The 25,188-nt window shown below is 61.2% G+C and carries 25 protein-coding genes and 1 pseudogene; 11 read left to right on the top strand and 15 right to left on the bottom strand.

The features are described 5' to 3' along the window. Positions 1-6: 6 nt before the first annotated feature. The 7 genes from EFQ99_RS22505 to EFQ99_RS22535 all read left to right on the top strand — a co-directional run bounded on the left by EFQ99_RS22505 (position 7) and on the right by EFQ99_RS22535 (position 8,624). Entirely contained in the window at positions 7-1,191 is a 1,185-nt protein-coding gene (locus EFQ99_RS22505; RefSeq protein WP_126923434.1) for a sialidase family protein, read from the top strand. A 345-nt stretch (positions 1,192-1,536) separates the two neighbouring features. Then, positions 1,537-2,670: an iron-containing alcohol dehydrogenase gene (locus tag EFQ99_RS22510; protein ID WP_126923435.1), complete on the top strand. Its 1,134-nt coding sequence runs from the start codon at positions 1,537-1,539 to the stop codon at positions 2,668-2,670. Positions 2,671-2,697: 27 nt separating this feature from the next. Next, positions 2,698-3,684: a 4-hydroxythreonine-4-phosphate dehydrogenase PdxA gene (gene pdxA / locus EFQ99_RS22515; protein ID WP_126923436.1), complete on the top strand. Its 987-nt coding sequence runs from the start codon at positions 2,698-2,700 to the stop codon at positions 3,682-3,684. Positions 3,685-3,983: 299 nt separating this feature from the next. Beyond that, positions 3,984-4,994 carry a sugar ABC transporter substrate-binding protein gene (locus EFQ99_RS22520; protein WP_126923437.1) on the top strand — a complete coding sequence of 337 codons (1,011 nt, stop codon included), beginning with the start codon at positions 3,984-3,986 and terminating at the stop codon, positions 4,992-4,994. Positions 4,995-5,060: 66 nt separating this feature from the next. Then, a complete protein-coding gene (locus EFQ99_RS22525; protein ID WP_126923438.1) occupies positions 5,061-6,611 on the top strand; it encodes a sugar ABC transporter ATP-binding protein in 1,551 nt (516 codons plus the stop codon). Continuing rightward, positions 6,601-7,620, top strand: coding sequence for an ABC transporter permease (locus EFQ99_RS22530; protein WP_126923439.1), 1,020 nt, complete (start codon positions 6,601-6,603; stop codon positions 7,618-7,620). Before EFQ99_RS22525 ends, EFQ99_RS22530 begins: the two co-directional genes overlap by 11 nt. Before the next feature lie 2 nt (positions 7,621-7,622). After that, a complete protein-coding gene (locus EFQ99_RS22535) occupies positions 7,623-8,624 on the top strand; it encodes an ABC transporter permease (protein ID WP_126923440.1) in 1,002 nt (333 codons plus the stop codon). 36 nt (positions 8,625-8,660) lie between these two features. On the opposite strand, the gene glpK is transcribed toward EFQ99_RS22535, so the two are convergent. The 10 genes from glpK to EFQ99_RS22585 form a co-directional block, all read right to left on the bottom strand. Then, positions 8,661-10,163: a glycerol kinase GlpK gene (gene glpK, locus EFQ99_RS22540; RefSeq protein WP_126923441.1), complete on the bottom strand. Its 1,503-nt coding sequence runs from the start codon at positions 10,161-10,163 to the stop codon at positions 8,661-8,663. Positions 10,164-10,313: 150 nt separating this feature from the next. Next, a complete protein-coding gene (locus EFQ99_RS22545) occupies positions 10,314-12,038 on the bottom strand; it encodes an ABC transporter substrate-binding protein (RefSeq protein WP_126923442.1) in 1,725 nt (574 codons plus the stop codon). Positions 12,039-12,120: 82 nt separating this feature from the next. Continuing rightward, entirely contained in the window at positions 12,121-12,417 is a 297-nt protein-coding gene (locus EFQ99_RS22550) for a DUF2160 domain-containing protein (RefSeq protein WP_003595821.1), read from the bottom strand. After that, complete coding sequence (locus EFQ99_RS22555; protein ID WP_126923443.1) at positions 12,417-13,328, bottom strand: carbohydrate ABC transporter permease; 912 nt, start codon at positions 13,326-13,328, stop codon at positions 12,417-12,419. Before EFQ99_RS22555 ends, EFQ99_RS22550 begins: the two co-directional genes overlap by 1 nt. 1 nt (position 13,329) lies before the next feature. Then, a complete protein-coding gene (locus EFQ99_RS22560) occupies positions 13,330-14,196 on the bottom strand; it encodes a carbohydrate ABC transporter permease (protein ID WP_126923444.1) in 867 nt (288 codons plus the stop codon). A 2-nt stretch (positions 14,197-14,198) separates the two neighbouring features. Then, a complete protein-coding gene (locus EFQ99_RS22565; protein WP_126923445.1) occupies positions 14,199-15,269 on the bottom strand; it encodes an ABC transporter ATP-binding protein in 1,071 nt (356 codons plus the stop codon). A 9-nt stretch (positions 15,270-15,278) separates the two neighbouring features. Next, on the bottom strand, positions 15,279-16,358 hold the full coding sequence (locus tag EFQ99_RS22570; RefSeq protein WP_126923446.1) for an ABC transporter ATP-binding protein: 1,080 nt from the start codon (positions 16,356-16,358) through the stop codon (positions 15,279-15,281). Between the two features lie 39 nt (positions 16,359-16,397). Then, positions 16,398-17,912 (bottom strand): glycerol-3-phosphate dehydrogenase, encoded by a 1,515-nt coding sequence (gene glpD / locus EFQ99_RS22575; protein ID WP_126923447.1) that lies wholly within the window; start codon positions 17,910-17,912, stop codon positions 16,398-16,400. A gap of 196 nt (positions 17,913-18,108) precedes the next feature. Further along, a complete protein-coding gene (locus EFQ99_RS22580) occupies positions 18,109-18,882 on the bottom strand; it encodes a DeoR/GlpR family DNA-binding transcription regulator (protein WP_126923448.1) in 774 nt (257 codons plus the stop codon). A gap of 116 nt (positions 18,883-18,998) precedes the next feature. Next, positions 18,999-19,916: a DMT family transporter gene (locus tag EFQ99_RS22585; RefSeq protein WP_126923449.1), complete on the bottom strand. Its 918-nt coding sequence runs from the start codon at positions 19,914-19,916 to the stop codon at positions 18,999-19,001. A 74-nt stretch (positions 19,917-19,990) separates the two neighbouring features. Between EFQ99_RS22585 and EFQ99_RS22590 the strand changes: the two genes are divergently transcribed. Both EFQ99_RS22590 and EFQ99_RS22595 read left to right on the top strand, forming a co-directional pair. Next, entirely contained in the window at positions 19,991-20,920 is a 930-nt protein-coding gene (locus EFQ99_RS22590) for a LysR family transcriptional regulator (RefSeq protein WP_126923450.1), read from the top strand. A gap of 49 nt (positions 20,921-20,969) precedes the next feature. Then, positions 20,970-21,536, top strand: coding sequence for a dienelactone hydrolase family protein (locus EFQ99_RS22595; RefSeq protein ID WP_126923451.1), 567 nt, complete (start codon positions 20,970-20,972; stop codon positions 21,534-21,536). Here the strand turns inward: EFQ99_RS22595 and EFQ99_RS22600 are convergent. Both EFQ99_RS22600 and EFQ99_RS22605 read right to left on the bottom strand, forming a co-directional pair. Further along, a complete protein-coding gene (locus EFQ99_RS22600; protein WP_126923452.1) occupies positions 21,533-22,012 on the bottom strand; it encodes a GNAT family N-acetyltransferase in 480 nt (159 codons plus the stop codon). The genes EFQ99_RS22595 and EFQ99_RS22600 overlap by 4 nt on opposite strands. 67 nt (positions 22,013-22,079) lie before the next feature. Further along, entirely contained in the window at positions 22,080-22,601 is a 522-nt protein-coding gene (locus EFQ99_RS22605) for a DUF992 domain-containing protein (protein ID WP_126923453.1), read from the bottom strand. Positions 22,602-23,173: 572 nt separating this feature from the next. Here EFQ99_RS22605 and EFQ99_RS22610 point away from each other — a divergent pair. Together EFQ99_RS22610 and EFQ99_RS22615 are read left to right on the top strand one after the other, a co-directional pair. Further along, complete coding sequence (locus EFQ99_RS22610; RefSeq protein WP_126923454.1) at positions 23,174-23,419, top strand: glycine zipper 2TM domain-containing protein; 246 nt, start codon at positions 23,174-23,176, stop codon at positions 23,417-23,419. A gap of 17 nt (positions 23,420-23,436) precedes the next feature. Next, positions 23,437-23,802, top strand: coding sequence for an EF-hand domain-containing protein (locus EFQ99_RS22615; RefSeq protein ID WP_126923455.1), 366 nt, complete (start codon positions 23,437-23,439; stop codon positions 23,800-23,802). A gap of 54 nt (positions 23,803-23,856) precedes the next feature. Here EFQ99_RS22615 and EFQ99_RS22620 read toward each other — a convergent pair whose 3' ends face one another. The 3 genes and pseudogenes from EFQ99_RS22620 to EFQ99_RS22630 form a co-directional block, all read right to left on the bottom strand. Beyond that, complete coding sequence (locus EFQ99_RS22620; RefSeq protein ID WP_085739096.1) at positions 23,857-24,021, bottom strand: DUF1328 domain-containing protein; 165 nt, start codon at positions 24,019-24,021, stop codon at positions 23,857-23,859. A gap of 102 nt (positions 24,022-24,123) precedes the next feature. Then, positions 24,124-24,709 (bottom strand): annotated as a pseudogene (locus tag EFQ99_RS22625) (hypothetical protein). Between the two features lie 64 nt (positions 24,710-24,773). Further along, positions 24,774-25,160: a VOC family protein gene (locus tag EFQ99_RS22630; RefSeq protein ID WP_126923456.1), complete on the bottom strand. Its 387-nt coding sequence runs from the start codon at positions 25,158-25,160 to the stop codon at positions 24,774-24,776. Positions 25,161-25,188 lie beyond the last annotated feature (28 nt).

The following is a 25,188-nucleotide window of genomic DNA, read 5'->3' on the forward strand; positions in this document are numbered from 1 at the left end:
TCCGCCATGAGTTTTACCGGCCTGCCCCCGGAATCCGTTCCGGCCCTGATGACCGGGGCTATCGCGCCTCATCCCGCTGTCGAGGGCCGCGCTGAGGCCTATCTGCCCTCCCCGTGCATCCAGAACCATGCGGCAAATCTAGCCTTTCTGCCCGACGGCACGCTGACCTGCGTCTGGTTTGGCGGCACGATGGAGGGCATGGGCGACATCTCGATTTACATGTCGCGGCTATCGCCCGGCTCGGAGCGTTGGTCCGAGCCGGAGAAAATGAGCGACGATCCGCAGAAGTCCGAACAGAATCCGTTGATTTTCAACGCCCCTGACGGAAAGGTATGGCTGCTTTATACCTCACAGACATCGGGAAATCAGGACGGCTCGGTTGTCAAATGCCGGGTATCCGATGATCGAGGCCGGACGTTCGGGCCGGTTCGCATCCTCTGCGACAGCCCCGGCACATTCGTTCGCCAGCAGATCGTCGTGAACGGCAGGGGCGAATGGCTGCTTCCGGTCTTCCGTTGCGTCGGGCTTGACGGCCAGCGCTGGAGCGGCGACGCCGATACGGCAGCGGTGCTAATCTCGCGCGACGGCGGCGCGAACTGGCTGATGAACGATATTCCGGACAGTATCGGCGCCGTGCACATGAACATCCTGCCGCTCGGCGGCGACGAGATGATCGCCTTCTATCGCAACCGTTTCGCCGAAAACATCCTGTCGAGCCGATCATCGGATGGCGGCGAGACTTGGAGCGCGCCTGAGCCGACCGAACTGCCGAACAACAACTCCTCGATCCAGGCCACGGTGCTGAATGATGGAGCGATCGCAATGGTTTACAACCATTCGAATGCCGGCATGTCGGATGCACGGCGCCAATCCCTTTATGACGAAATCGAAGACGGCGAGGCCGGAGAGACCGTCGCGGTAGCCGACGACAGCCGCAAGGCCGTCTGGGGTGTTCCGCGTGCGCCGCTGAGCCTCGCGATATCAAGGAATGGCGGCAAGAGCTTTCCGCATCGCGTCGATCTCGATACCGGCGACGGCTTCTGCCTCAGCAACAATTCGAAGGACTCGCTGAACCGCGAATTCTCCTATCCCTCGGTCCTGCAGGGCGGGGATGGCACGCTTCATATCGCCTACACCTACTATCGGCGCGCGATCAAACACGTGCGCCTCGCCGCACAGTCCCTGCCATAAGCAAAGCGGCAGTCAGAAAATTGTAAACCTACCTCCGATCGCATGCGAAAAGACGCGGGATACATGGCCATCAACCGGCCTGATGAGGACAACTGACAACAGGTTTGGACCGCTCGCCAGCGTCGCAATGACGGCTGGCCTGTTATGCCTGAAATGCCATTTGCATCGAGATTTATTCTATAACTATCTGATAACGTTGTAGATATGAACGCGATCACACTTCCTGCAAGCCAGACAGATGGCATACTAGGCGATAAAAATTTACGCCCTCGGGAATGTCGGCTTGACATTGATCTTACAACTTTACATTAAAGAAGGCGACGATATTGCAGGGAGGACTGGATCATGGCCAGCTTGGGTTCGCCAATCACGATAGTTCGGCCGCATCAGATCGAATTCGGCGTCGGCACAGCGGGAAAGCTTGGCAAATGGGCTGCCGAAAGGGGCTATCGGCGCGCGCTTGTCATCTCCGATGCCTTCAATGCCTCTCGCATCGGCGTGCTGGAGCTGAAGGGCGAGGTTACGGTCTTTTCCGAAGTGACCCCTGAGCCGGATACGGCCAATCTCGAAAAAGTGCTCTCGGCGGCGAACGCTGCCAATGCCGAGCTGATCGTCGGTTTTGGCGGCGGCAGTGCCATGGATCTGGCAAAGCTTGCCGCCGTCCTCGCCGGTTCCGCGCAAACCCTCCACGAGGTCGTCGGCCCGAACAAGGTGAACGGGCCGCGCAAGGTGGGGCTTGCCCAGGTGCCGACGACTTCAGGCACCGGCAGCGAGGCCGGCATCCGTGCGCTGGTAACCGATCCGGCAACGATGGCAAAGCTTGCGGTGGAAAGCCTGCACATGCTGGCCGACATCGCCGTCATCGATCCGGCCCTGACCTTCAGCGTGCCGGCGCGCACGACTGCGGCCACCGGCGTCGATGCGATGGCGCACTGCGTCGAGGCCTTTACCAACCGCAAAGCCCATCCGATGGTCGATATTTATGCAATCGAGGGAACGCGGCTGGTTGGAAAATATCTCGCCCGCGCTGTCAAAGACGGCAACGACGCGGAGGCGCGCGCCGGCCTCTCGCTCGCGTCGCTTTACGGCGGCTTCTGTCTCGGCCCGGTCAATACCGCCGGCGGCCATGCCCTCGCCTACCCCCTCGGCACGCGCTGGCACGTGGCGCATGGTGCCGCCAATGCGCTGATCTTCCCGCATGTTCTCGCCTTCAACACGCCGTCCGCCCCGGAAAAGACGAAAGCGGTGATGGAAGCGCTCGGCTATCAAGCTTCAGAACACACGGCATCCGTCTTCGATGCGGCCTATGCTTTCTGCGCCGACCTCGGCATCGAGATGAAGCTCTCCGGCCTCGGTGTGCCGGAAAACGATCTCGACGCCATGGCTGACGACGCCTTTGCCATTCGCCGCCTGCTTGATAACAATCCGCGCGATCTCACGCGCGCCGATATTCGCTCGATTTACGCAGCCGCTTTCTAGGCAAAAAATTCGGAAGGGATTCGATCGATGGACAGGAATGCGAAAGTCGCCGTGACGCTCGGCGATCCCGCCGGCGTCGGTCCGGAGGTGATCGTCAAGGCCTTGGCGGCCCTTCCGCGCGACGAGCGCCGCGATTTCGTTATCGTCGGCAATGTCGAAGCATTGGAGCGCGCCGACCGTGTCAGCGGCACCGGGCTGCGGTTCGGTCCGGCCGATGCTACCACCGACGACAGGATCGCCGTCGACGAAGTGCCACTCGGCGCCCCCCTACCCGAGATCGGCAAGGTCAGCCCCGTCGCGGGTGACGCCTCGGTGCGCTATATCACCCGCGCCGTCGATCTCGCCATGTCGGGCCAGGCCGATGTCATCGTCACCGCGCCGATCAATAAGGAAGCGATGAACCTTGCCGGCCATCACCATGACGGCCACACCGGGCTCCTCGCCCATCTCACCGGCTCGAAGAGCTCCTTCATGCTGCTGGCCTCCGAGCGGCTGAACACCATCCACGTCTCCACCCACATCTCGCTGAAGGGCGCGATCGAGCGCGCCAAGACCGAGCGGGTGCTCGCAACCATCGAAGCCGGCCACAGGCATTTTCTGCGCCTCGGCCGCAAGGCGCGCATCGCCGTTGCCGGCCTCAATCCGCATTGCGGCGAAAACGGCCTCTTCGGCACTGAGGACATGGAGTTCCTGGCGCCCGCCGTCGAGCAGGCGCAGGCAAAGGGCATCGACGTCGTGGGGCCGATCTCTGCCGATACCGTTTTCGCCCGCGCCTATAACGGCGCCTTCGATCTGGTCATCGCCCAGTATCACGACCAGGGCCACATCCCGATCAAGCTCGTCGCCTTCGAGACCGCGGTCAACGTCTCGCTTGGCCTGCCGATCGACCGCGTCTCGGTCGATCACGGCACCGCCTTCGATATCGCCGGCACCGGCAAGGCCAACCACGTCAACATGCTTTCGGCCATCGCCTATGCCAGGCTGATGGCCCGCTCGCCGCGAGAAAAGGTGTGATTTTGGCAAGCCGCGGGGTGACGACGGTCCGCCCGAGGCCAAAGAGCCGGCGATCCCAAAAGGCGGATTGATCGATGTATTGCGGTCGACGCGGGTGTCCACGCTCGGCGCCGGGAGGATGGCACCGCGTTTTTCTGGCTCCAGCCGAAATCGCTTCTATCGCGGGAAACCTGCAGCCAGAAACGCGCATTTCCCCGCCTACTCTTTCCTCGCAAGATCATCATTTTGGAAATTCATTTCTCCTCATTCCTATTAGTCCACTTAATTTATAGACATAAGTCAATTTGGAGAGAGTGGTTATGAGCATCGAAAAGTCCGAAGGCGGTCTTGGAAGACGGGATCTGCTGAAATTATCTGCCGCCGCCGGGGTCGCCGTCGCCGGCGCATCGCTGATCGGGAACAAGCCGGTTCTTGCAGCCGACGAGCTGTCGCTCAAGGGCAAGCGCATCGCCATCAGCGCGACCGGTACCGATCACTTCTTCGATCTGCAGGCCTACAATGCCCAGATCGAAGAGGTAAAGCGTCTCGGCGGCGAGCCGATCGCCGTCGATGCCGGACGCAATGACGGCAAGCTGGTCTCGCAGCTGCAGACGCTCATCGCCCAGAAGCCGGATGCGATCGTTCAGATCCTCGGCACACTCAGCGTCATCGATCCCTGGCTGAAGAAGGCACGCGATGCCGGCATTCCGGTTCTAACCGTCGACGTCGGCTCGACCAATTCGATCAACAACACCACCTCGGACAACTGGGGGATCGGCAAGGATCTGGCGCTGCAGCTCGTCTCCGATATCGGCGGCGAAGGCAATATCGTCGTCTTCAACGGTTTCTACGGCGTGACGCCTTGCGCGATCCGCTACGACCAGCTGGTCAATGTCGTCAAATATTTCCCGAAGGTGAAAATCCTTCAGCCGGAACTGCGCGACGTCATCCCCAACACCGTTCAGGACGCCTTCACGCAGATCACCGCGATCCTCAACAAGTACCCGGAAAAGGGTTCGATCAAGGCGATCTGGTCGGCCTGGGACATCCCCCAGCTTGGCGCAACCCAGGCTCTGACGGCTGCGGGGCGGACCGAGATCCGCACCTACGGCGTCGACGGCAGCCCTGAGGTGCTCCAGCTCATCGCCGATCCGAATTCGCCGGCCGGCGCCGATGTCGCACAGCAGCCCGCCGAAATCGGCCGCACCGCCATTCGCAACGTTGCCAAACTGCTCGCCGGCCAGACGCTGCCGCGCGAGACCTATGTTCCCGCACTGCTCGCCAACAAGACCAATGTTGGTGAAATCACCAAGAAGCTGGGTATCGGCTGATAAAGGCTTACGAGCGATCCGGCCCTGCCAGGATCGCTCGGTATCGGCACGCCCGGAGAGATCGACATGACGGCCATTTCGTTGAAGCAGCCGGTGACGGTAGGCAACGACATCATCCGCTTCGAAGGCATCGTCAAGCACTTCGGCGGCGCACAGGCGCTTGCCGGTGCGTCGCTGATCGTCAGGCGGGGAACCATTCACGGTCTCGTCGGCCAGAACGGTGCCGGCAAGTCGACACTGATCAAGCTGCTTGCCGGCCTTCATCAGCCGGATGGCGGCCGGATCGAGATCGAAGGGCAGACATTCGACAGACTGACGCCGCATCTTGCGGAAGAGCTCGGCATCCACTTCATCCATCAGGACCGGCTGCTGGTGCCGACGTTTACCGTCGGCGAAGCCCTCTTCCTCGGCCGGGAGCCGCGGATATCAGGCACACCCTTCCTCGACCGCCGGCTGATGCAGCGCCGCGCCTCTGAAATCCTCAATGACTATTTCGGCATCCGGCTACCGAACAGCGCTCTGATCGGCGAACTGTCGACCGCCGAAAAGCAGATCGTGCAGATCACCCGCGCGCTCTTCAATCAGCCGAAGGTGCTCGTCTTCGACGAGCCGACCGCCGCCTTGGTGCGTCGTGAAGCCGATATCCTCTTCCGGCTGATGCGTCGTCTGCGCGACGAAGGCGTTACCATCATCTATATCTCGCATTACCTGAACGAAATCGAAGAACTCTGCGACCACGTCACCGTGCTACGCAACGGGCTGGACGTCGCCTCCCTGCCGATCGGGGAGACCTCGGCCGCAGCGATTGCAACGCTCATGGTCGAGCGTGACATCAAGGAAATGTTTCCGAAGCCTGAGCTCACGCATGGCGACGAAATCCTTAAGGTCGAGCAGCTGTCAGCGCCGGGGAAATATAGCGACGTCAGTTTCACACTCCGCCGCGGCGAGGTTCTCGGCCTCACCGGCCTGCTCGGTTCCGGCGCAAAGGAGCTGGTCCGCACTCTCTTCGGCCTGGAGACCGCGGCTTCGGGGCGCATCCAGATTGGCGGCAAGGCTGCCCGTTTCACCAATCCAACCCAGGCGGCCGGCCACGAGATCGCCCTGGTGCCGGAAGATCGACGCCGCCATGGCATCGCGCTCGACCTCAGCGTTACGGAAAATACCAGTCTTTCCAGCCTCGGCCGCTTCACGCGTTTCGGCTTTCTCGACCGCAAAGCCGAGCAGCGGGAAGTCGATGCGCTGATTGCTCGGCTGCAAGTGAAAACCAATGGACGGAATGCCTTGCTGCGCACGCTTTCGGGCGGCAACCAGCAGAAGATTGCCATCGCTAAGTGGCTGAGCCGCCACTCCGAAGTCTATCTCCTCGACGAACCGACGGCCGGCGTTGATATCGGCTCCAAGGTCGAAATCTATACGCTGATCGGCGAACTCGCCGCGCGCGGCGCCGGCGTCATCGTGCTGTCTTCGGATCTGCCCGAACTCATCGGCATCACCGATCGGATCATCGTGCTCTTCCGCGGCCGCGTGGCGCGGGAATTCATCTCGTCGGAGACCACGGCGGATGCCGTGCTGGCCCAATCCACAGGATCATCCGAAGGACAGCGCTATGTCGGCTGAAGTGGAATTTGCGCCTTCGGGTCTTTCCGCTGCGGAACCGCCGCCGCGGCCGGCAGGCAATATCGCGGCTGCGGCATTGCGCTTCGGATCGCTGATTGCATTCGCCGCCATCCTGATCGCCTTCTCGCTGACCGCGCCCTATTTCCTCAGCATAGGCAATATCGGTAACGTGCTCGGCCAATCGGCCATCTCAGGTGTGCTTGCCATCGGGCTGACGATCGTGCTGATCGCCGGCGGCTCCAATGTCGTGACCGGCGGCATCGACCTGTCGCTGGCTGCCAATATGGGCCTCAGCGCCGCAGTCTATGCGAGCCTGACGCAGCTCGGCTATGGCGATGCGACGGCAATCACGGCGGCGATCCTGACCGGTGCGCTGATCGGTACGGTCAATGCCATTGCCGTCGTCTATGCCGGCATCGTACCGCTGCTCGCAACGCTTGCTGTCATGAACGTCGTCGCCGGCCTGGAACTGGTGCTGACGGGGAATACCGTCCTGCCGGCCTCGACACCCTTCCTGTCGGCGCTTTCGGCCTCGGATCCGTTCGGCATACCGGTTCTTGCCTATGTGCTCCTCGGCTTCACGGCGATCGCGACGGCGATCGTCCAATACACACCACTCGGCCTGCATCTCTATGCCGTCGGCGAGTTTCCGGATGCGGCGCGCGCTGCCGGCCTGCCGCTTCGCCGCCTGCTCGCGGGCGCGTTCGTCGCCAGCGGTCTCTCCGGCGGCATCGCCGGCATCCTGTCGGTTTCCTATCTGAGCGGCAGCACGACCGGCTCCAGCGAGATGCTGCTGCCCGTCGTTGTGACGGCCCTGCTCGGCTCGGTCTTTTCGCGCCGACTAGTGCCGACCATCACCGGAACGCTGCTTTCGGCCCTGCTGGTCGGCTTCCTCACCAACGGTTTCCAACTGCTGAACATTTCGAGCACGCTGGTCAGCGGCGTCCAGGGCGCGCTCATTCTCATCGTCGTTTCCGCGACCACGCTGCTGCGCCGGCAGGAGACCTGATCATGTCGCTCCAGACCCCTACCTCCGCCACCATCGGCTTGCCACGTCTGATCGCCGGTGGCCTGGTGCGTTATGGGCTGATCCTGGCCCTGGTCGCGGTGTTTGCCGTCTTTTCCGTGGCAACGCCGACATTCCTGACGCTTGCGAACCTGCAGAGCATCCTGGTCAACAATTTCACGCTGCTTGCCATCGTTTCCATCGCCATGACCTTCGCCGTCGCCTCAGGCGGCATCGACCTTTCTGTGGGAACGGCGATGGATTTCGCCAGCTTTGCCTTTGTCTCGCTCGTCCTCGCCGGGCAGCCGGTGGCAGTCGCCGCGCTCGCGGGACTTGCGGCCGGGGCGTTCGTCGGCGCCTTCAACGCGCTTTTGATCTCCGGGATCGGCGTATCGCCGTTCCTTGCCACACTCGGCACGCTGTTCATCGGCCGCAGCGTTCAGCAGCTGCTGACCAATGGCGGCAATCCGGTCTATCTGCCGCCGAACGGCGTGCCGGAAGCCTTCCGTTTCCTCGGCCACGGCACGATTGCGGGCTTTCCAGTCCCGCTTGCAGCTGCCATCGTCGTCATAGCAGCCGCCGCGATCGTTTTTGCCCGCACGCGTTTTGGCCGCGTCATCCTGTCGATCGGTATTCAGCCGGGCGTCGTGCGCTATTCCGGCATCGCAGCACCCGCCCATATCGCGGTGACGTTCATTCTGGTTGGATTGATCGCTGCGATCGCCGGCCTGATCCTGACCGCAACCGTCACCACCTACATCCCCTCCTCGGGCAACGCCTTCCTGCTGAATGCCATCGGCGCGACCTTCATCGGCACGACGCTCAGCCTGCTTGGACGGCCGAATGTCGTCGGGACCGTCCTCGGCGCGCTGCTGCTCAGCATCGTCGCCAACGGTCTGCTGCTGACCGATCTGAATTTCTATTGGCAGCAGGTCGGCACGGGAACGTTGATCTTCGCCGTACTCGCCCTGAGCTTCATCAGCAGAAAGGCCACTGGCGGCACGTGAGAAATGCCGCCGAGACCGTCATTCGGGGAAACTTCCCTACCCCGCCGATGCGTCCGAAATCATCCTGGATACAGCATTCTTCCAGCCGATGATCTTGCCCTGCCGCTCGGTCTCATCCATCGAAGGGCTGAAGCGGCGGTCGCAGGCCCAGGCCTGGGCAAACTCCCGCCTGCCCGGCCAGATGCCGGCTTTCGAGCCGGCAAGCCAGGCGGCACCGAGCGCCGTCGTCTCGCGGATCGCCGAGCGGTCGACGGGATTCCCCGTCATGTCGGCGAGGCACTGCATCGTCCAGTCCGAAGCCGCCATGCCGCCATCGACGCGCAGCACCGTTTCCAGCTGGTTGACGCCCCAGTCCTTCTTCATCGCCACCAGCAGATCGAGCGTCTGGTAGGCCACGGATTCGAGCACGGCGCGGGCAAATTCCGCCGGCCCGCTGTTTCGCGTCAAGCCGAAGATTGCGCCGCGCGCGGCCGGATCCCAATACGGCGCGCCGAGGCCGGTGAAAGCAGGAACGATGTAGACCTGCTGTCCGGGATCGGCCTTGGCCGCAAGGACCCCCGCCTCCGACGCCTGGCCGATAATGCCGAGACCGTCGCGCAGCCATTGCACGGCCGCACCTGCGATGAAGATCGAGCCTTCGAGCGCGTACGTCGTCTCGCCGTCGAGCCGGTAGGCAATCGTCGTCAGCATCCGGTTGGAGGAGGAAACACGATCCCTGCCGGTGTTCAACAAAGCGAAGCAGCCGGTGCCATAAGTGGATTTCATCATACCGGGCTCGAAGCAGGCATTGCCCATCGCTGCTGCCTGCTGGTCGCCGGCAACGCCAAGGATGGGAAGCTCCGCACCGAACAGCGCCTGGTCGACGCGGCCGAAGTGATCGGCGCATTCCCTGACCTCGGGAAGCATGACGGCCGGGATTCTAAGAATGCCGAGAAGCTCCTCGTCCCATAGGCCGTCGTCGATATTATAGAGCAGCGTTCTCGACGCATTGGTCGCATCGGTGGCGTGCACACGGCCGCCGGTCAGATTGTAGATCAGCCAGCTGTCGATCGTACCGAAACAGACATCGCCCGCCTCCGCCTTCTCACGAAGGCCATCGACATTGTCGAGCAGCCAGCGCAGCTTGGTTCCGGAGAAATAGGGGTCGAGCAGCAGGCCGGTCTTGGCGCTGAACAGCTTCTCGTATCCATCGGCCTTCAGGCTCTCGCACATTTCGGCCGTGCGCCTGTCCTGCCAGACGATCGCGCGGTGAAGCGGTGTGCCGGACTTGCGATCCCAGACGACAACAGTCTCGCGCTGGTTGGTAATGCCGATCGCGGTGATGTCGGCGGCATCAAGACCTGCATCGGCGATCGCCTTGCGCACCGTATCGACGACGGACTGCCAGATCTCGGTTGCGTCGTGCTCCACCCATCCGGGCTGCGGATAATATTGGGTAATCTCCGCCTGCGCCGAGCCGGCCATCTTCATGTCGCCATCAAAGATGATTGCGCGCGACGATGTCGTGCCCTGGTCGATTGAAAGAATATAGCCGCTCATATCCGTCTCCGGCTCGCACGAAACCGCTCCGCCCGGCGATGAGGGCGGATGCGGAGATTTCATGAGAGAAAGATTGTGGGTGCCACCGGCGTGCTGCCGGTGGCAGGAAGTGATGGCCGGAAGCCTCGTTGCCTCCGGCCGAGGTCCGCCTTACTTCGACTGCCAGCTCTTGACGAGTTCGTCGTAGTTGACAGTGACCGGCTTTTCCTTCTCCTTCTCGATCTTCAGCTGCGGCGCAAGGTTGCCCTTCTTCACCGCATCCGCGTTCCAATAACCGAGGTCATGCTCTTCGGCCAGTTTCGGACCGATATCGCCCTGGACGCCCGATTTCTCGATACGGCCCATGACTTTCTCCTGCTCGCCGCAAAGAGAATCCATGGCTTCCTGCGGAGTCTTGGCGCCGGCAGCGGCATCACCGATAGCCTGCCACCAAAGCTGAGCCAGCTTCGGATAGTCGGGAACGTTGGTACCGGTCGGCGACCACTGAACGCGGGCCGGCGAACGATAGAACTCGATCAGACCGCCGAGCTTCGGAGCGCGCTCCGTAAAGCTCTTGTCGCGAATGGTGGATTCGCGGATGAAGGTGAGACCGAGCTGGCTCTTCTTCACGTCAACCGTCTTGGAGGTGACGAACTGTGCATAGAGCCATGCGGCTTTCGCGCGGTCCGTCGGGGTCGATTTCATCAGCGTCCACGAGCCGACGTCCTGATAACCAAGCTTCATGCCGTCTTTCCAGTAAACGCCATGCGGGCTCGGTGCCATGCGCCATTTCGGCGTACCGTCCTCATTCATAACAGGCAGGCCAGGCTTGACCATGTCTGCGGTAAACGCCGTGTACCAGAAGATCTGCTGCGCGACATTACCCTGTGCCGGCACCGGACCGGATTCCGAGAAGGTCATGCCCTGAGCTTCCGCCGGTGCGTATGCCTTCAACCAATCGAGATACTTCTGGATCGAATAGACCGCTGCCGGGCCGTTGGTATCGCCGCCACGCGCGACGCACGAACCGACGGGACGCGACTTCTCGTCGACCTTGATACCCCATTCGTCGACCGGAAGACCGTTCGGCAGGCCCTTGTCACCATTGCCGGCCATCGAAAGCCAGGCGTCGGTGAAGCGCCAGCCGAGCGACGGGTCCTTCTTGCCGTAGTCCATGTGGCCGAAGACCTTCTTGCCGTTCACGTCACGGCCGGTGAAGAATTCGGCAATGTCTTCATAGGCCGACCAGTTGACCGGAACGCCGAGATCGTAGCCGTATTTCGCCTTGAAATCGGCCTTGTTCTTCTCGTCGTTGAACCAGTCGTAGCGGAACCAGTAGAGGTTGGCGAACTGCTGGTCGGGAAGCTGGTAGAGCTTCTTATCCGGCGCGGTCGTGAACTTCGTGCCGATGAAGTCGGCGATATCGAGGCCGGGGTTGGTAACGTCCTTGCCTTCGCCGGCCATCCAGTCGGTCAGGTTGCGCACCTGCTGATAGCGCCAGTGGGTACCGATCAAGTCGGAGTCGTTGACCCAGCCGTCATAAAGGTTCTGCCCGGTCTGCATCTGTGTCTGAATCTTTTCGACAACGTCACCCTCTTGAATGACGTCGTGCGTGACCTTGATGCCGGTAATTGCAGTAAAGGCCGGAGCCAGAACCTCGGACTCATACTTGTGGGTGGTCAAGGTTTCCGAAACAACCTTGATATCCATACCCTGGAAAGGCTTCGCCGCATCGACGAACCATTGCATTTCCTTTTCCTGGTCGGCGCGGGAGAGCGTCGACACGTCGCCGATCTCCTTGTCCAGGAAAGTCTTTGCCTCGTCCATGCCGGCATAGGCCGACCCGGTCATGGCCAGCAGTACCGCTGCTGTCGTCGTCAATAAATGCCTTCGCATGATATCCTCCCAGGGTTTTGCGATTGCAGTCTTCACGTCTCAGGCGGCCAGAAATACCCCCGGCCATCTGCATCAATTTGCCTCACACGTAACGGAATACGCCGACGGCGTAGACAACGGAGAGAGCGAGAGCCCACCAGAGGCTTGATCCCGCGAGACCAAGCCAGGCAAGATGGATAAAGGCGCTGCCGAGCAGCGAAAGGAAAAGCCGGTCACCGCGCGTCGTCTCGAAGCGCAGGATTCCGATCCGCGGGTTGCCGCCCGGCACGGCATACTCCCAGACCCCCATGCCGATCAGCAGCAATACGATAACGATGAAGAACGCGGCCGTCGGCCAGGTCCATGCCATCCATGAAAAATCGGGAAGCGAAAAGCTCATCAAACCCTCCCCAGGGCGAAGCCCTTGGCGATGTAATTGCGCACAAACCAGATCACCAGCGCCCCTGGGATCAGGGTCAGAACACCCGCGGCGGCAAGCAAGCCCCAATCCATGCCGGATGCAGAGACGGTACGGGTCATGGTGGCAGCGATCGGCTTCGCGTCGGTCGTCGTCAGCGTTCGTGCGATCAGCAACTCGACCCAGGAGAACATGAAGCAGAAGAAGCAGGCGACACCTATGCCGCTCGCAATCAGCGGCGTGAAGATCTTCAGGAAAAACCGCGGGAACGAATAGCCATCGATATAGGCCGTTTCGTCGATTTCCTTCGGCACGCCGGACATGAAGCCTTCAAGGATCCAGACCGCAAGCGGCACGTTAAAGAGGCAATGCGCCAATGCCACGGCGATGTGCGTATCGATCAGTCCAAAGGCTGAGTAGAGCTGGAAGAACGGCAGGGCAAAGACGGCCGGCGGCGCCATCCGGTTCGTCAGCAACCAGAAGAAAAGGTGCTTGTCACCAAGGAACCGATAACGGGAGAAGGCGTAGGCCGCCGGTAGCGCGGCTGCCACCGAGATCACCATGTTGATCACGACATAGGTGATTGAATTGATATAGCCGGAATACCACGCCTTCTCCGTGAAGATCGTCACGTAATTGGCGATCGTCGGGTTATGAGGATAAAGCGTCAGAGAATTGACGATTTCCGCGTTGGTCTTGAAGCTCATGTTGACGAGCCAATAGATCGGCAGCAGCAGCACGATGATATAGATCGTCGGAACCACCCACCACCAGCGCGATTCCTCGCCGCGCCGGCGCATCAGACGGCTGACTTCATCGGAGGAGAGACCGCTTGCGACACTGGCAACGCCTGAGATCTTGCGGCTCGCTGTCGTTTCGTTGGAGGCGCTCATTTCAATTCTCCGCGTCGTGGCTTGTCATGACGGTGTAGAACACCCACGAAAGCAGCAGGATGATCAGGAAATAGACCAGCGACATGGCAGCGGCCGGACCGAGGTCAAACTGTCCGAGGGCGGTCTTGACCAGATCGATCGACAGGAAAGTGGTCGAGTTGCCCGGACCGCCACCCGTGACGACAAAAGGCTCTGTGTAGATCATGAAACTATCCATGAAGCGCAGCAGCACGGCGATCAGAAGAACGCGCTTCATCTTTGGCAGCTGGATATAGCGGAACACAGCCCAACGAGACGCACCATCGATCTTGGCTGCCTGATAGAAAGCATCTGGAATGGAAACGAGGCCTGCATAGCAGAGCAAGACGACCAAGCTCGTCCAGTGCCAGACGTCCATGATGATGATCGTCACCCAGGCGTCGAGCGGATCCTGCACATAGTTGTAGTCGATACCGATGGCATTGATGTAATAGCCGAACAAACCAATGTCGTTGCGGCCGAACACCTGCCAGATCGTGCCGACAACGTTCCACGGAACCAGCAGTGGCAGCGCCATCAGAACCAGGCACACCGGCACGCCGATGCCCGATTTCGGCATGTTGAGCGCAATGAAGATACCGAGCGGGATCTCAAGAGCGAGAATGATCAACGAAAAAATCAGATTTCGCTGCAGGGCGGCCCAGAAACGGTCGGAATGCAGGATTTGGGTAAACCAATCCGTTCCGTTCCAGAAGAACTGGTTGTTTCCGAACGTGTCCTGAACGGAATAGTTCACAACCGTCATCAAGGGAATGACGGCCGAGAATGCCACGAGCACGAGGACCGGCAGGACCAGAAACCACGCTTTGTTGTTCCAGGTTTTTTCCATGATCAAGCCTCCGGTCCGGCGCGCCAAGAGTCGGCATAGATGCTGATACCCGATGGCTCGAAGGTCACCCGGGGATCAGCCGGAATTTCCCCGTCCTCGGGGACGACGATCGCGATCGGCTGGCCGGCAAACTGCGCGCGGACGATCTTCTGCCGGCCGATATCTTCCACCTTGCTGACGGTCACGGGCATGCCCTCGCGGCCGACCCGAACAAACTCGGGCCGGATTCCAAGCTCTACCTTGGCCGCTGCCGAAGTCTTTGGCGCATAGTCGAGCGTCAGGGTATGCTCGCCGACCCGAACCGTGCGGCCTTCCACCTTGGCCGGCATGAAGTTCATGCCCGGAGAACCGATGAAGTAGCCGACGAAGGTATGGCTCGGACGCTCAAAGAGCTCGGCCGGCGTGCCGATCTGCACAATCTCGCCGTCGTACATGACCACGACTTTGTCGGCGAAGGTCAGCGCCTCCGTCTGGTCATGCGTGACATAGACCATCGTAAAACCGAACTGCTTATGCAGCCGCTTCAGCTGCGATCGCAGCACCCATTTCATATGCGGATCGATAACAGTGAGCGGCTCGTCGAAGAGAATCGCGTTCACATCCGAGCGCACGAGGCCACGGCCGAGCGAAATCTTCTGCTTTTGGTCCGCCGTCAAACCGCGGGCGCGACGCTTGGCCCAGCCTGCAAGATCGATCATCTCCAATATTTCACGGACACGACGATCAACATCAGGCTCCGCCACTCCGCGGTTGCGCAAGGGGAAAGCCAGATTGTCATAGACGGTCATCGTGTCGTAGATCACCGGAAACTGGAATACCTGCGCAATATTTCGTTGCTGCGTCGGCAGGTTTGTCACATCCTGTCCGTCGAAAAGAATTCGCCCTTCGGACGGCTGAATAAGGCCGGAAATGATATTGAGCAGCGAGGTCTTTCCGCAGCCTGAAGGTCCGAGCAGCGCATAGGCGCCGCCATCGTTCCACTCGTGGTGCACTTCCTTGAGAGCGTAGTCCTTCTCGCTCTTCGGGTTCGGCCCATAGGCATGTCTGATATGATCGAGGGTGATACGTGCCATGATCTTCTCCTAGCCCCTCTGCCTGGCGGTGGTGATCGCCCGGCCGTCCGCGCCGAACGCCATCAGGTGGCGCGTATCGATGAAAACGGAAATGTCCGTGTCCGGGTCGATATTGTGGATGCCGTGGGCAAGCATCACCCAGCGGGTGTCGGCAAATTGCAGATGCAAGAAGCTTTCCGACCCCGTGATCTCCGAAATCTGTGTCCGTGCTGTCAGCCGCGCCGAATCCGCCGTCTGGGCGGTTGGTGCAAGATGATGCGGGTGAAACGCTATCGTTGCCGGCCCGTCCGGCACGTTCTGAAGATGCAGCGGCACGGCAAAAATCACAGCGCCCTCGTGCAGGAAATTGCCTTCCGATTTGATGAGATCAATAAAATTCAGCGGCGGATCGGCAAAGGTTTTCGCCGTCGTTAGATCGAGCGGGTTGCGATAGACCTCGATCGTCGGGCCGAACTGCGTGATCCGGCCCTCGTTGAGCGCTGCCGTATTGCCACCAAGCAACAAGGCTTCGGAGGGTTCCGTCGTGGCATAGACGAAGATCGCGCCGGACTGGGCGAAGATACGCGGCAATTCCTGCCGCAGCTCTTCACGCAGCTTGTAATCGAGATTGGCGAGCGGCTCGTCCATCAAAACAAGGCTGGCATTCTTGACGAGTGCGCGGGCAAGCGCGGTGCGCTGCTGCTGGCCGCCGGACAGGTTGAGCGGCGTGCGATCGAGATAGGGCGTAAGCTTCAGAAGCTCGGCTGCCTTGCGCACCTCGCGGTCGATCGTGGCGGCATCCTTGCCCGATATGCGCATCGGCGAGGCGATGTTCTCATAAACGGTCAGCGCCGGATAGTTGATGAACTGCTGGTAGACCATGGCGACGTTGCGCTTCTGCACCGGCATGCCGGTGACATCGGCGCCATCGAAATGGATGGAGCCGGCAGTCGGACGGTCGAGCCCGGCCATCAGCCGCATCAGCGACGTCTTGCCCGACAGCGTTGGCCCGAGCAGGACGTTCAGCGTGCCCCGCTCGAGGACCAGATCGGTCGGATAGATGTGATAGTCCGCCCCCACCATCTTGGCGGCGTTTCGCAGTTCCAGCATTCCTGTTCCCGTGCCTCCACGCAGCGGGGATCACATGGCTTATCCGGCCATCGCCGGTCTGGCAGCCATGTACTCCTCCAGTGACTGTGCCTGCTCCTTCGAAAGGCGCAGACCATCCTTCGTTCTCCTCCACAGCACGTCATCGGCGTGCCGGGCCCATTCATGTTCGACCAGGTATGTCACCTCGGCCTCGTAAAGATCGCCGCCGAACAGCCGTCCGAGATCCTCGGGGCCGCGGGCATCGCCGAGCAGCACTTCGGCCCTGGTGCCGTAGCGGCGCACCAGCCGGCGCGCATGCGTATCGGCGAGGAACGGATAACGCCGCTTCAATTTGGTAACCTCGGCGTCATAACCCTTTGCCGGGAAGTCGCCTCCCGGCAGATGGCTCCTGGCCGTCCAGGGCGCGCCCTTGACGCCGATCGCAGCACCGATTTTCTCCAGCGCATGTTCGGAAAGCCGGCGATAGGTGGTGAGCTTGCCGCCGAAGACGTTGAGCAGTGGCGCGGCCTCGCCCTCACCCTCGATTTTCAGCACATAATCGCGCGTCGCTTCCTGGGCCTTCGAGGCGCCATCGTCGTAAAGCGGCCTGACCGCCGAATAGGTCCAGACGATATCCTCGGGCCTGACCGGCTCCTTGAAATATTCCGACGCGGCATTGCAGAGATAGACGGTCTCTTCCTCGGAAATCCGGACATCCCGGGGATCGGCAGTGTAATCGCGGTCGGTGGTGCCGATCAGGGTGAAATCGCCCTCGTACGGGATGGCGAAGATGATGCGGTTGTCGGGATTCTGGAAGAAGTAGGCTCTGGGATCGTCGAACTTCTTCTTCACGATGATATGGCTGCCCTGGACGAGGCGGACATGGCGGGCCTCGTTCTGCCCGAAGGCCGAGCGGATGACGTGGTCGACCCAAGGGCCGGCGGCGTTGACCAACATGCGGGCGCGATGGCTGCCATTGCGGCCGGTGACCGTATCGATGGTTTCGATGTGCCAGAGGCCATTTTCCCGCCTGGCCGACACCACCTTGGTGCGCGGCAGGATGGTCGCCCCCTTGTCGGCGGCATCGCGGGCGTTCAGCACCACCATACGGGCGTCGTCGACCCAGCCGTCGGAATATTCGAAAGCCCGCGTAAACAACGCCTTCAACGGCTTGCCGGCCACGTCTTTGCGCATGTCGAGCACGGATGTCGCCGGCAGAAGCTTGCGACCGCCGAGATGATCGTAAAGGAAGAGGCCGAGCCGGATCAGCCAGGCCGGGCGAATGCCGCCCTTATGATAGGGCAGCACGAAGCGCAGCGGCCAAATGATGTGCGGCGCCATCGCCCAGAGGATTTCGCGCTCCATCAGCGATTCGCGCACCAGGCGGAATTCGTAGTGCTCGAGATAACGCAGGCCGCCATGGATGAGCTTGGTGGCGCCCGACGAGGTGCCCGAGGCAAAATCGTTCATCTCCGCCAGCGCCACCGAATAGCCGCGACCTACGGCATCGCGCGCAATCCCGCAGCCGTTGATGCCGCCGCCGATGACGAATATGTCGTGAATTTCCGGGCCCAACTTCCCCTCCGAGCCTGCTGCGGATTTCGCATCGCACAAAATTTGCGCAATTGCGAAAGTGACATCAGTTAAAACGAAAGAAATCCGAATGTCAAACGAATGTTTTCGCAGATCGATCCGGGAAGCGTTTTCGGAAGAAAATGGCCAGCGGCGTTCCCAGGAATGCCTGAAAATGAAGCGCTAAGGCACCGAGTGCCTAACGTGATCTGCCACTGGTTTCGATCAGTTTCACATTGTTTTCGAGACACAGATTGCGGATCGACGGCAGCGGACAGTGATCAGTGATGAAGGTATGAACCTGGGAAAGCTGGCCGATCCTGACCGGCGCGGTGCGTTCGAACTTCGTCGAATCGGCAACAAGGATGACATGCCGGGCATTGGCGATAATCGCCTGGGCGACTTTCACCTCGCGAAAATCGTAGTCGAGCAGCGCCCCGTCGATATCGATCGCAGACGCGCCGATCACGGCGTAGTCGACCTTGAACTGGCGGATGAAATCGACGGCCGCTTCGCCGACGATGCCGCCGTCAGAACCGCGCACGACCCCGCCGGCGATCACCACCTCGATCGCCGGGAACAGGCGCAACCTATTGGCAACGTTGATATTATTGGTAATCACCATCAGCTCGTGATGATTGGCGAGCGCCTCTCCCACCGCCTCGGTTGTCGTGCCGATATTGATGAAGAGCGAGGCTCCGCTTGGGATCAGCTCGACTGCCGCAAGGCCGATCGCCTGCTTCTCGGAGGCGGCAATCTGGCGGCGCGCCTCGTATTTGACGTTCTCGGTCCCACTCGGGAATGTCGCGCCGCCATGGATGCGCGTCAGCACCTGCGCATCGCAGAGATCGTTCAGATCCTTGCGGATCGTCTGCGGCGTCACCGAAAAACGGGCGGCGAGCTCCTCGACCAGAACCCTGCCGCTCGATTTCGCAATCGCCACGATTTCAGTTTGTCGGTCGGTCAAGAACATAGGCGCCCCTTTCGATCTGCTTTCGTTTTGAAAGAAAGCGAAGGACGACGCAATGCTTATTTGTCGGTGGCCGGCTTCAATACGGCGAATGTGGCGCGCCGCCGCGTCAGGTGCGGCTACCGTTTCCGCATCACGTTGACGACGACCACGCCGAGGATCGCCATGACCCCGCCGAAGGCACCCAGCACTGTCGGCACCTCGCCGAGCCAGACGAAGCCGATCAGTGTTGCGACCGGTGGGACGCCGTAGAGGAAATTCGAAGCCCGCGCAGCCGACAGCCGCTTCAATGCGATGGCCCAGGTAAGATAGCCGATCGCTGTCGGGAAGATGACGAGGTAGGCGACACCCCAGTTCACTTCTTCAGGTGCCGCCGCCAGCGCCCGGACCGTCGCCGGGACGGCTGGGAAGAGCGGCACGGAGCCGATCAGCAGGATCCAGGCGGTGACGGCAAGCGCCGGCATCCGGCCAAGCAGCGGCTTCTGCAGCACGCTGGCGATCGCCGAGCAGAGTGCGGCGCCGAGAATCAGCACGGCGTTCGGATCAAGCTTGAAGCCGCCGTCGGATGCGACGGCAATCAGCGCCACACCGCCGAAGGAAACCGCGGTGCCCGCCCAGCCCCAGCGGCCGAAGCGCTCGCCGAGCGCGAATGTCGCAATGAGCGCGGTGAAGACGGGCATGGTGTTGATGATGAAGCTTGCCGGCCCCGCCGCAACCGTCTGTTCGCCAGTGTTCAACAGCACCGCATAAGCTGCAATGAAGAGCACGGCGGCAACGGAGAGGCGAAGGAAATCGCGTTTTTCCGGCATCGGCCGGTAGATGGCGAGGTAGACGAGGGCAAGGACGCCAGCCGCCACATAACGCGCCGTCGCCAGTTCGATCGGCGTCAGCGGCCCAAGGCAGATGCGGATCACCACGAAGGAAGAAGCCCAGAAGAGGATGGTGACGACGATCGCCGCGAAGGCCACAAAATCGAACGTGCCTTGTTGTTTCGCCGAAACCGGTGTGCTTGCCGCCATGCTCATTTTCGCCTCCATCTATCCGTTGCGACCATGAATTAAGCCTTCGATGCGTGCTTGAAAAGCATCGCAATCGATGATCAAATGTGCGTATGGTTCACAGCTCGCCCGTGCTTCCACCGCTCGATACGCTCGAGACCTTTGCCCGCGCCGCACGGCTCGGATCGTTTTCGGCCGCGGCCGAGGAGAGCGGCATCACCCATGGCGCTGTGTCGCGGCAGGTCTCGCGGCTGGAACGCTGGATGGGCGTGCGCCTGTTTGCACGCGAAGCCCGTGGCGTCCGCCTGACGCCGGAGGGCATGCGGTTTTTCGCGCGCGCCGAGGAAGCGCTCTCTCTGCTCGGCAACACCGGCGAACGCTGGTTGCCCCGACCCAGCAAGGCGGTGGTGCGCCTGTCCGTAACGCCGTCGGTCGCTTCGCTATGGCTGTTTCAGCGCCTGCCGAAGCTCGAAGGAAACGAGCTACACGTCGAACTGACGCTCGAACACCGGCTGGCCGATTTCGGCGAAGGCACGGATCTCGCCATTCGCTGCGGCAAGGGACCATGGGCCGGCGTGCGCGCCCTGCCGCTCTGGCAGGAGAAATCCTTCCCGATCGCCGCCCCTGCCGTGGCGGACCGGCTCGGACGGCGATCGGATGCTCTCTCGCTGCTCGATATGCCGATCCTGCATGATTCCAATATCGAAGGGTGGCGCCGCTGGCTCTCCCGCGAGGGTGTCGACTATATCCCGCGCGGCCAGGACCGGCGTTTCGAAGACTACAATCTGGTGATCGACGCTTGCGCGCAGGGACTCGGCATCGCGCTCGCCCGCCCGCCGCTGTCGGATGCGGCGATGGCCGCCGGGCGCATCGTCGCGGTGTCGGAGCGCACGCTCGACCACCACGTGGCCTTCCACCTGATCCGTCCGGACGATGCGCTTCGAAGCCCCGCAATCGAATTTGCCAGCCGCTTCCTGCGCGAGGCCGGTCATGACGAAGCGACGATCGCCGCATTTACCGCGCCCGGTCGGCCGAAAACATAGGACCAGCGACTGGCGCTGGACCGAGCCCGAGCATAGGAGGAGCCCATCAATGGCTACAGTGGTCCTGTTCCATTCGGTTTACGGACTTCGCTCCCTTGAACGGGAATCGGCGGAGCGGCTGCGAGCGGCTGGACATGAAGTGTTCACCCCCGATCTCTACGAGGGCAAGGTCGCCCGGTCGATCGACGAGGGCTTCGAGCTGAAGGAAGCGATCGGCTGGCCCACTCTTTGCGAACGGGCGGAAAAAGCGACTGCAGCGCTGCCGGCCTCGGCCGTGCTCGGCGGATTTTCGATGGGCGTCGGCATCACAGCCCATCTCTGGCCGATGCGGCCGCTGACGGCAGGTGTGCTGCTGCTTCACGCTGTCGGGGGGATTCCAGTCAATGTGCGCAGCCGCCTGCCTGCCCAGGTCCATCTTGCCGATCCGGATCGCTTCGCGCCCGCCGACGAGGTTGCCGCCTGGCAAGTGGCAGCGGCGCGCTCGGGCATGTCAGCAGAGATATTCAAATATCCCGGCGTCGGCCATCTCTACACCGATCCGACGCTGCCCGACTACGATGCCGAGTCCGCTGAACGGACATGGAGCCGCGTCATCGGCTTCCTCGGCGCGCTTTAGAAGCCTTCCTGATCCGCCACAAGCTTCAGGCGCATTTCCTTCGCCAGTTCGAAACCAACGGCCTGGTAGACAGGTTCGCCGGCATCCGAGGCGTGGATGACAGCCGTCGTGCAGCCGATCGATTTCAGGTGGTCGACAGCCTTGTTGGTCAGCGCAAGTGCGATGCCGCGCCGACGGAAGGCGTCCATAACATAGACGGACCAGATATAACCGAGCAGCCGCTGTTCTGGCTGGATGACTTCGGGAAACGGCGACTGGTGCAGCTGGCAGGATGCGGAACCAGCGATTTCACCATCGACGATGGCAAAAAACGAGGCGAGCCGTCGCTCCTCCCGGCCGTTTCTGATGAAGGATAATATTCGAGCCGCCGCATCGGGCCTATAATGCTCCGGCGGCGTCCCATAGCTGTCCCAGATCTTCAGATAATGACCTACAAGGATCTCATCCTCGTCGGGCCTCGCCATTCGAATATCCATCGCGTCGTGATCCGGCTTTCGATGAGGTGACACCCCGCCGGGGTCCGGCGGGGCGCGTCAAAAACCGTCAGTTCGTCGGGGTCAGCGTCATCGATGCGCTGCCGGCGGCAACGTTGAGGCCGAGCTGGCCGGTCAGGCTGACCGTCTGCAGATGGATTGAGCCCGAGGTGCCGCCGATCAGAAGATTGGCGCCGAGGCCGGCGCCAAGCGTCGCTTCGGCAGTGGCGCCGACATAAAGGCCGGCAAGCGATCCGCGATGATAGCCCGCCGTCGGCGCGAACACCGCCCAGATCAGGCGGCTGCGCGTTGTGAAGCCGAGGTCGATGCCAAGCTTTCTCACTTCGCCGGTATAGCGATCAAGAAGCTCATTGCCGACGGTCGACTGAAAGATGCAATCGGCTTCCTTGGATGAACCGAGCACATAACCCGTGCCGCCGCCGATATCGCAGGTGAGATAGCCGATCTTTACGCCATTGCGCAGGTCCGGCTCTTCATATGTCTTGGTGACGAGGTCGGCAGCGCTGGCCGCCCCCGCGCCGACAAAGATCAATGATACCGCGGCAAACGCCGTCGCAAGAGTTTTATTCATAAGTCTCTCCTTCTCAAATCGTGACGGGAGCATATACCCGGCTGCCCGACACCAGATAACGGACGGAACCGCAAAACGATCCCAAAACCGACGCCATTTCCGCACCGCATGTGAAAGCGCATGGGAGGGGCGCAAGCGACAACAGGACTACGGTTCGACGCCCTTTAGGACATTTCGAAGGCACCATGCCGCAGCCCGCGCCATTTCACGATGTTGTCCGGAATGGTTGCAAAAAAGGCACGATCTCGATCACAGCCGGCATCCGGCCCGACCTGCGCATGCCAGCCCGATACTGTCGCCAATGATCGCACAGGTTGCCACCTCGCATGTATAGCTGTAGTATTCTGAAGCTTTCTTCCTGCAGAGGCGCAGGCATGGAGAGCCAAAGGGCATTTTCCGGCATTGCCGCAGAATTTCTACATGTTCCTCCGGCGTTCTGTTTTCGCTTTGACAGAAACGCCGCCTGAAATTCGAGACCCATACCCAGAAGACAATTTTTGCCGGGGCCGGACAACAGCACGCCAGCCGATCTCTATTGGAGATGGCGGCGTATAGTTCATCGGGAGGGAAAAATGCGCATATGCACAAGCATCATGCTGGCGGGAAGCCTAGCCATTTCAGCCTGTCAATCGGGGACGACGTCACAGGCCGTCGCTGACAAGAATTCCGAATTCGGCTGTATTGCCGGCACCGTCGGCGGCGCGATTGTCGGCGGCCTGATCGGCAGCACGATTGGCGCCGGCACCGGCCAAGTCCTCGCCGTCGGCGGCGGGATCGCCGGCGGCGGTTTCGTGGGCAATCGCCTGGCTTGCCGATAATTGAGGAGGATGGAGCAATGAAAACCTTGGCTTTGGTGACGGCAATCATACTGTGCCAATATGCCGGCGCGCTCGCCCAGCAGCCCGCATCTCAGCAACCCGCCTCCATGTATCAGGGGCAGATGGACCGGCTCGACGTCAATTCCAGCAAGACGGTCGATCGTTCCGAATATGAAACCTTCATGGGCACGGCTTTCGGAAATCTCGACAAGAACAAGGACGGCAGCCTGCAGGCCGGCGAGACGGCGCAGATCCTGACCGTCGAGCAATTCACCTTGACGGATACGAACCGCGACGGCCGGATCAGCAAGAGCGAGTTCATGCAGCGGGTGATGGCCGATTTCGCAACGGCGGATCGGGATCGGAACGGCAATCTTCAATAAAAGAAAAACCCGGCGAATGCGTTTCGCCGGGTTTTTATACGTGTTCCGTCGGCACTATACTCTGCGCATCAGGCGCATGACGATCGAGACGACGAAGAGCACCAGGAAAATGAAGAACAGAACCTGGGCAATCGAAGCTGAAGCCCCAGCGATGCCGCCAAATCCGAGGACGCCGGCAATCAAGGCCACAACGAGAAATACCAAAGCGTAATAAAGCATCGCGATCTCCTCTTACGTTGCTGCGCTAATAACGGAGACCGCCCACTTTTGGTTCCCTGCCCGCCTCACGACCGGCACAGGAAGCGCCGCACCGGCTTTTGTTCAGCCGAAATGAAAGGCGCCGCTATACATCCGGTCGCCTTCATTCGGCTCCGGAGGCTCGGCGGCATCGAGATAGGCCTTGAGCGGACCGGTCAGCACGAACCAGACGCTCGCCCCCAGCATGAAGGAGGCTCCTACCGGGTCGTCGATGCGGGTGACGAAGGGAAGGCAAGCGGCTGCGAACAGGACAATGATCCGCACCGACCACTCCGCATCGCGTTTGGTGACCGCGCGCGCTCTCAGCGATTTGTATTCCCGGGCGCCGTAGACATTTTTCCCCGCCTTGACCACCGAAAGCAGCTTGCGTGCCGAAGGCAGCGCCAGCATGACCAAAGCGACAACGCTGAGCGCGAAAGGCTTGCCGGCCATGACCTGTCCGCTCGCGATCAGCAGGAGCGAGAGCACGGCAAGATTCCACGTCGGCTCCAGCAGTTCCGGCGGCTGGCGCGTGCGGATGTGCCAACTCCGCAGCAAACCTGCCGCGCCGTTCAATAACGGCTGATCGATGTAACGATTGATCCAGTCCATGCCGATGCGCCCGCCCGATTGTCTGAAGAGGGTCTCGAACACCACGGAATTTGGTCATCTTCGTGGCGGGCGGCCGCAATATCGGCCGAAGCTGGCTCTTCGCCCCGCGAACCGGCTTGCGGCTAGCCCAATTCCTGCGCGACTTCCCAGACATGGCCCGAGGGATCCGCAAAGGCCGCGGTGCGGCGCCCCCATGGACGATCGACCGGGCCGTTGAGGAGCTTTACCCCAAGTCTCTCCAGCTCCGCGCAGACCGCATCGACATCATCGACCTTGATGGTCAGTAGGACGCGCACCCCGGAAGCGGGCGCAGCCACTGCCAATGGCTCCACCAGTTGTGGCGCTTGCGTGGCTTCCAGCAGATTGACCATCACCCCCGAGAACTTCAGAACGGCGCTGACTGCATCCTGATAGACGACCTCTGATGCAAAGACCCTTTGATAGAACGACCTGGCATCGTCGATATTATCGACGAACAAAGTGATGACCTCGATCCCGTCCAGCTGCATGGGCAATTCTCCGCCGTTGCTTCAACCG

This window comes from Rhizobium vallis, assembly GCF_003985155.1.
Taxonomy (GTDB): Bacteria; Pseudomonadota; Alphaproteobacteria; order Rhizobiales; family Rhizobiaceae; genus Rhizobium; species Rhizobium vallis.